The organism is Rhizobacter sp. P3_B12 (genome assembly GCF_056402895.1).
Genome location: NZ_JBFUGN010000270.1, coordinates 1 through 6,800, shown reverse-complemented (window position 1 = coordinate 6,800; position 6,800 = coordinate 1). Strand labels below are relative to the sequence as shown.

At 68.5% G+C, this 6,800-nt stretch carries 6 protein-coding genes; 2 read left to right on the top strand and 4 right to left on the bottom strand.

Annotated features, from left to right (window positions below):
- The 3 genes from AC1D01_RS15625 to AC1D01_RS15615 form a co-directional block, all read right to left on the bottom strand.
- On the bottom strand, nt 1-1,494 hold a 1,494-nt coding region (locus AC1D01_RS15625), incomplete at its 3' end, for a hypothetical protein (RefSeq protein ID WP_477867746.1).
- An 87-nt stretch (nt 1,495-1,581) separates the two neighbouring features.
- Complete coding sequence (locus tag AC1D01_RS15620; RefSeq protein WP_477867745.1) at nt 1,582-1,884, bottom strand: DUF1330 domain-containing protein; 303 nt, start codon at nt 1,882-1,884, stop codon at nt 1,582-1,584.
- 54 nt (nt 1,885-1,938) lie between these two features.
- Nucleotides 1,939-4,107: a metallophosphoesterase gene (locus AC1D01_RS15615; RefSeq protein ID WP_477867744.1), complete on the bottom strand. Its 2,169-nt coding sequence runs from the start codon at nt 4,105-4,107 to the stop codon at nt 1,939-1,941.
- A gap of 132 nt (nt 4,108-4,239) precedes the next feature.
- Between AC1D01_RS15615 and AC1D01_RS15610 the strand changes: the two genes are divergently transcribed.
- Nucleotides 4,240-4,713, top strand: coding sequence for a helix-turn-helix domain-containing protein (locus AC1D01_RS15610; protein ID WP_477867742.1), 474 nt, complete (start codon nt 4,240-4,242; stop codon nt 4,711-4,713).
- Nucleotides 4,706-5,416, top strand: coding sequence for a nucleotidyl transferase AbiEii/AbiGii toxin family protein (locus AC1D01_RS15605; protein WP_477867740.1), 711 nt, complete (start codon nt 4,706-4,708; stop codon nt 5,414-5,416). Before AC1D01_RS15610 ends, AC1D01_RS15605 begins: the two co-directional genes overlap by 8 nt.
- Before the next feature lie 9 nt (nt 5,417-5,425).
- Here the strand turns inward: AC1D01_RS15605 and AC1D01_RS15600 are convergent, their stop codons facing one another.
- Nucleotides 5,426-6,796 carry a glycerophosphodiester phosphodiesterase family protein gene (locus AC1D01_RS15600; RefSeq protein WP_477867747.1) on the bottom strand — a complete coding sequence of 457 codons (1,371 nt, stop codon included), beginning with the start codon at nt 6,794-6,796 and terminating at the stop codon, nt 5,426-5,428.
- Nucleotides 6,797-6,800 lie beyond the last annotated feature (4 nt).

Here is a 6,800-nt window from a genome sequence, read left to right as displayed (position 1 = left end):
GCCGGTGACCTTGTCATGCGTGCTCGCGAACTCCAGGGCCTCGTTGTTCAGCGCCAGCCGGCGGTTCGCGTCGAGCGAGCGCAGGTACAGGCGCCAGGCCGCGATGACGCCGATCGCCATCGCCGCCACCAGCAGGAAGCCGAGCGCGCGCTCGTTCTTGCGGCGCGAGATCTCGACCGCCTGCAGCTCGTTGTCGTGCTGCAGCTGCTCCAGCTGGCGCTGGCGCTGCTGGAAGCTCGATTCGCGCTGCAGCGCGACGACGGTGCTCTGGCGATCGCGGCGCTCCAGTTCGGTCTCGAGCAGCAGTGCCTCGCGCAGCCGGTCGAGCGCCGGCACGGCCTGCCCGGCGCGCTCCAGCGCCACGGCATAGCGGTTCAGCTGGATCAGGTATTCGGCATTGCGCCCGGCCTTGGCGAGCATCGCCAGGCCCTGGTCGGCGAGCTGCCGGCCGGTCAGCATGTGGCCGGCGCCGAGCTCGGCCAGGCCCTGGTTGACCATCGCGCGGGCGGCCGTGCCCGGGTCTTGCCGCTGGTCGGCAAGGCGCTGCGCACGCAGTGCGAATTCGCGCGCAGACGGGAAATCGCGGTGGCCGAGGTACAGCGTCGACATCGTCAGCAGCGTGTCGAGCTCGGTGCTGAGCCAGCTGGCACCGCCCATCTGCGAGTTGACGCCGGACGCCGGCCGCACCACGCTGCCGGTGAGCGCGGCCTGCTGGCGCGCGCGGTCGGCACGGTCGGGCTGGTGCGAGGCTTCGGCGGCCAGCGCCTCCATGATCCAGCCCGAGGTGATCAGCGCGACGTCGCCGGCGCGGCTGGCGAGCTCGCGCACCCGGCGTGATTCGACCAACGCCGCGGTGGTGTCGCCCTTGACGATGCGCAGCGGCGCCAGCGCCTGGAAGGCCTGGGCCTCGCGGCGCGGGTTGCGGCCGGTGCGTGCGGCCTGCGCCGCGGCTTCGAGCAGGCGGATGCCTTCGTCGATCTGGCCGTTCGAGGTGGCCAGGTCGCCGGCGGTCATGTCGACCCAGTAGCTGAGGTCGGGGCTGTTCACCTTGTCGGCCAGCGGCACCGCGCTCTCGATCCAGCCGAACGCCGCGCGCACCTGGCCGGAGAACTGCAGCACGCAGGCCTTCAGCGTGTAGGCCGACGCGAGCGCGGCGGCGTCCTGCGTGCGCTGGCCGATGTCGGTGAGTTCCTCGATCGCGGCCTCGGCCACGGCCGGCTTGTCGATCGCGGCATGGGCATAGCCCCAGGCGGCCAGGAAGATGCGCAGGTCGTCACCGCCGCTCGCGCGCGCCTGCGGCTCGATCGGGCGCAGTTCGGCGATGACGGCACCGGGTTCGTTGCCGTGGCGGGCCTCGATCGCGAAGACGGCGCTGCCGATGGTGCCGGCATGCGCCGGGCGGGCCAGCGTCAGCGCGCCGCCTGCCAGCAACAGCAGGCACGCGGCAGCGGCGCGGCGCGGCCAGGGGGCGATGAGGCGGGTGAAGGAGACCACACGGCTTTATCGGCCCCGCCGACGGGCGGCTTGAGACGGTCTGACGCGAAGCTGACGCCGCGAGCCGTGTGCAAAGTCTCGGTTGCCTCAGGGCTGCGGGCCTTCGTAGCCCTCGATCACGACGATGTCGAGCGTCGAGACCTTCTCGCGCAGCGTGATCGCGGCCTGGTAGTCATCCGACTTCCAGCAGGCGAGTGCCGCCTCGTAGGACGGGAATTCCAGCACGACGTGGCGCGCCCGGCTGCTGCCCTCGACCACCTCGAAGCCGCCGGCGCGCACCAGGAAGCGCGCGCCGAAGCGCTTGAACGGCGCGGCATTGGCCGCCTGGTAGGTCTTGTACACCTCGGGATCGGTGATGTCGGCACGCACGATCCAGTAGCCCTTGGGCATGGCAGTCTCCGGAGTCTTTGAAAGGACCCCGGAGCTTGCCATCAAATCGCCCGGTCAGTTGAAGCTGACCCCGGCGGCGTCCGCGTTGACCAGCTTCTTGTTCTTGAAGTCGATCGTGAAGTGGCCGCTCGGCTTGCCCGAACCCAGGCCCTTGAAGATCGCGAAGACCTGCTTGAACTGCGCCTGGAAGGCCACCTGCACCGCGTTCTGGTCCGACGGCTTGTCGCCGACCTTGACGATCGCCGCGGGCGCTGCCGGGAACGCCGACATCAGCAGCTTGTACTGCTTCACGCGCAGCTCGCCCATGTCGCGCAGCGCCAGCTCGCCGGCGTACACCGTGCGGTGGAAGTCGCCGTAGAACTCGTAGGGCGTGACGGCGGCCAGCGCGTCGAAGTCCAGCCCCGCAGCGGTGGCCAGCGCACGCGCCTTGGTGGTGGCGGTGGCCCAGTCGGCGCCCAGCTGCGTGGCCGGCGCGGCCACCGGGCTGGCCGGCGGCGTGCCGGCGGCAGCGCAGGCGGCGCTCAGCGGCACGATGTTCGGTGCATCCTTCAGCTGCGCCAGCGTGACGGCCGTGTCCAGCTGCGACAGCACCAGCATCTGCTGCAGCGTCAGGCCCATCGCCGCTTCCTTCATCTCGCACGGCCAGTACTCGTCCATGAAGCGCAGGCGCGACAGCTCGCCGAAGTAGTAGCGGGTGAACTCGCCGTAGCTCCTGGTGTCGAGCACGCCGTGGTTCCAGCGCTTGGCGATGTCGGCCGGCACGGTGCTCGCCTGCAGGTGGTCGTACTCCACCTGGTAGTGCGGGAACAGCTCCTTGAAGCGCGGCACATCGTTCAACGCCACCGTCTGCACGTCGGCCACATCGGCGCTCTTGTAGGTGACGATCTTGTAGGCCGCGCCGTACACCGCGAGCGACGGCGACTGCACGTTGGCCAGGTAGCGGCCGGTGGCGTCGGTGTACTCGTTGCTGCCGTTGAAGTGCATGTGGCCTCCGACGTGCAGCTGCAGCCCGGTGGCAGCGAGGGCCGCGGTGGTCGCCGTTTCCGGCACGCGTGCGGTCTGGAACGCGCCGGGCTTGAACACCGCCTTCATCGCGTCGGTCTGGTTCGCGTAGAAGTCCATCGTCGGGTAGTGCGAGAACGCGATCAGCTGCTTGCCCTCGGCCTTCGCGCGCGTGCTCACGTTCTTGATCCACTCGATCAGGTGCTTCTTGTGCGTCAGCACCTTGTTCCAGCCTGCGTTGCCGGCGCCGTCGTAGCCCTTGAAGCTCTTCGGGTTGGCGGCATCGAACCTGGCGTTCGGGATATAGACGTTGGCGTCGATCGACAGCAGCCACAGGCCCGGGGTCGGCTCGACCAGGTAGCTCGCGTCGACCAGGCTGCCGCACTTGGTGTAGGCCTTGCCGAGCGCCGCTTCGCCGGCCGCCTTGTAGGCACCGCCTTCACCTTCCAGGCAGATCTCGAACTGGCGGTTCGACAGCGCCGACTGCGTCTTCGCATCGGTGTAGTTGTAGCTGGTGTACTGGCTGAACGGCGTTTCCCACAGCACGTCGGTCGAGGTCGGCATGAAGCCGAAGTCGCCGAGGCGGGCGATGATGTTCTCGTAGCCCAGCTCCTTCAGCTGGTCGGTGCAGACCACCGTCGGGTCGGCGGCCTTGCAGGCGGCGTTGCCGGTGGCGAACACCTTCTGCTCCTTGCCGTCCTTCGTCAGGAAGTCGTTCTTGCCGGCCTCGTCGTCGTCGAACGGTTCGTTGGGATCGTGGTTGCCCGGCGCGATGAAGAAGCGCATGCCCTTCGCGCGGTACTCCTGCAGGATCGCGGCGATGCCGTCGACGTTCACAGGCTGCGCATCGTCGGTGTAGTCACCGGGCAGCGCGACGTACTTGATGCCCTTCGCGAAGGCATCGTCGAGCGCGGCGCGGAAGGCGAAGTAGTTCTCGTTGAACAGGCGCGTCGACGTGAGCTGCGCGTACATCGTGCGGATCGTCGCGTTCTTGCCACCCGTGCTCGGGATGCCGCTGAAGCTGCTGCTCTTGAAGTCGCCGTAGACGTCCTCGAAGTGCACGTCGGTCATCAATGCGACCGACGGCGAGAACGCCGCCGGCGGGGCCGGCGCGGGAGCGCTGCTGCCGCCGCTGTCACCGCCGCAAGCCGTGACGGCAGCGAGGACGGCGATGGCCACGAACGCCGAAGGAATCAGGGTGTGGCGCAGGGAATGCGTCATGGGGAACAGCTCATCGGTTGCGAAGCTGCCGATGGTGATGTCGGATGGTGACGTGAGCGTGACGCTGGATGTCCATTTAAAGTGTTTCTCATTCTGGACATTTATCCACGAATGACTAAAATGAGAAACACTATGCCCGCCAACTCACCCCCACTCCGGGATGCCAGCAGCACCGCGCTGGCCGAGCTCGGTCAGCGGATCCGCGCCCAGCGCAAGCAATTGCGCATCAGCGCCACGACCACCGCCGAGGCCGCGGGCATGTCGCGCGTCACGCTGCACCGCATCGAGCAAGGCGAGGCCTCGGTGTCGATCGGTGCGTGGATGAATGCCGTGACGGCGCTGGGGCTGCGGCTCGACATGGTCGATCCACGCAGCGTCGACAAGCCTGCGAGCGTACTGCCCGAAACCCTGAGCCTGTCCGACTTCCCGCAACTGGCCGCGCTGGCCTGGCAGCTGCATGGCATCGACCGGCTCACACCGCAGGAAGCGCTCGACCTGTACGAGCGCAACTGGCGCCACGTCGACCAGAGTGCGCTCGGGCCGCAAGAGCGCGAGCTGATCGAGCGCTTGACGCACACGCTCGGCGGAGGGCGCCTGCTTGTTTGAACGCGAGCACCACCGCCGCATCGAGCAGCTGCTGCGCTCGCTGAACGCGCCGCTGCTGCACGACAAGGGCTGCTATTTCGGCGGCGGCACGGCCATGGCGCTGCGCTATGGCGAGTACCGCGAATCGATCGACGTCGACTTCCTGGTCTCGGGCATCGACGGCTACCGCGCGCTGCGCCAGCTGACCGGCGGCCCCGATGGCATCGGCGCGCTGGCGGCACCGGGCCATCTGCTCGACCCGGTGCGTCCGCTGCGCGCCGACCAGTACGGCCTGCGCACGCAGCTGCGCGTCGACGGCGTGGCCATCAAGTTCGAGATCGTGCTCGAGGGCCGCATCCAGTTCGAATCCCCCGGTCCGTCGGACCGCATCGCCGGCATCGCCACGCTCACACCGCTGGACATGGCCGCCGGCAAGCTACTCGCCAACACGGACCGCTGGGCCGACACCAACACGCACAGCCGCGACCTGATCGACCTCGCGATGATGGTCGCGCCGCGCGCGCTGTTGAACCGTGCGCTGGTGAAGGCAGCCACCGCCTACGGCGACAGCGTGCAGGAGGCGCTGGCGAAATCGCTGAACGCCGCGCTCACGCGCGAGCGGTGGCTGGAGCGCTGCATGAGCGCCCTCGACATGCAACGCGTTCCCGAGGCCCTGCTGCGCAAGCGGTTGAAGGCCTTGCAGCCCCGACCGCCGCGCCACTGAGGGCCAGGATCAGCGCCCCAGTTCCTTCAGGTACGCCGCACGCGCCGCGACGCCGGTGCCGGCGAAGTCGGTGAACACGCCGTCGATGCCGGCACGGAAGTACGGCAGGTACTCCGCGATCGGATCGCCGTTGTAGAGCCCCGGCAGGTACTGCTTTTCATTGCGGAAGGTGTAGCTGTGCACCACCAGCCCGGCCTTGTGCGCATCGGCGATCAGCGAGGTCGGCGTCACGCTGTTGATGTCGGCCATCTTCGTGCCGCCGGCGTACGGCACCTGCTTCCAGGCCATCACCTGCGGTTTCCACGGGCCGATGCCTTCGGCGTAGGTCTTGATCTCGGCCAGGCCCGCGGGCGTCAGCATCGCGTCGAAGTAGCGTCCGTCGCCGTTGATCGTCCAGCTGTACGGGCGGCCGTCGACGAAGGTGTAGACGTCGGAGGTCGAGTAGGTGACGACGCCGGTGTCCAGGTGCGTGTCGTTGCCGTCGATCAGCTGCACCTTGCGTGCCTTCAGGCCGATGCTCTTCAGGTACTTCAGGCTGGCCGGATCGAAGCTCTGCACGAAGATCGGTGCGGCCGGGTCGTTCAGGTTGTTGTCGACGACGAACTTCAGCACCGCATCCTCGAACGGGTGGCCGGTCTTCGCGGTGTCGCAGCCGTTGGCGATCGCCTGCTGGTTGTTCCAGTACGGGTTCTTGACCTCCGGGTACACCGTCAGCGTGCGGCCGGTCGATGCGCTCTTCGCCTTCGCGATGGCCAGCACCTCCTGCATCGTCAGCACCGGCTGCGTGCCGTTCTCGGCGGTCGGGCGGTCGGCGCGGGCGTCGTAGGTGGTGCCCTTGATCCACTGCTTCAGCTCGGCGACCGTGAAGTCGGTGATCGACCAGTCGTTGGTGTGGTCCTCGCCGTCGACGATCAGCGACTTCAGCACCGATTTCGGGTCGGCCGGGTCGGTCAGGTCGGTCAGGTACTGCTTCGGCTCGCTGGCGTTGGCCACCGTGTACGTCACGTTGACCGGGCGCCCGGCCACCGTGCGCTTGCGGGCAGCCACCTCGGGCACCGTGAGGGCGACCGTCGCCACGGTGGTGTTGTCGCTCAGCCAGGGGTTGTGGCGCGCGACCAGCACGCAGTCCTTGCTGAGGTGCAGGTCTTCCTCCAGCGAATCGGCGCCGGCATCGGCCGCGCCTTCGTAGGCGGCCTGCGTCTCCTCCGGGTGCAGGCCCGGCAGGCCGCGGTGGCCGATCACCAGCGGGGCCTTGCCATCCAGCGTCGCGAACGGGGCGGGATCGTCGTCGCTGCCGCCGCAGGCAGTCAGCGCGGCGCCGGCCAGCAGCGTCAGGGCGAGGAGGCGGGCACGGGTGGGTCGAACAGCGGTGTGATGCATGGCG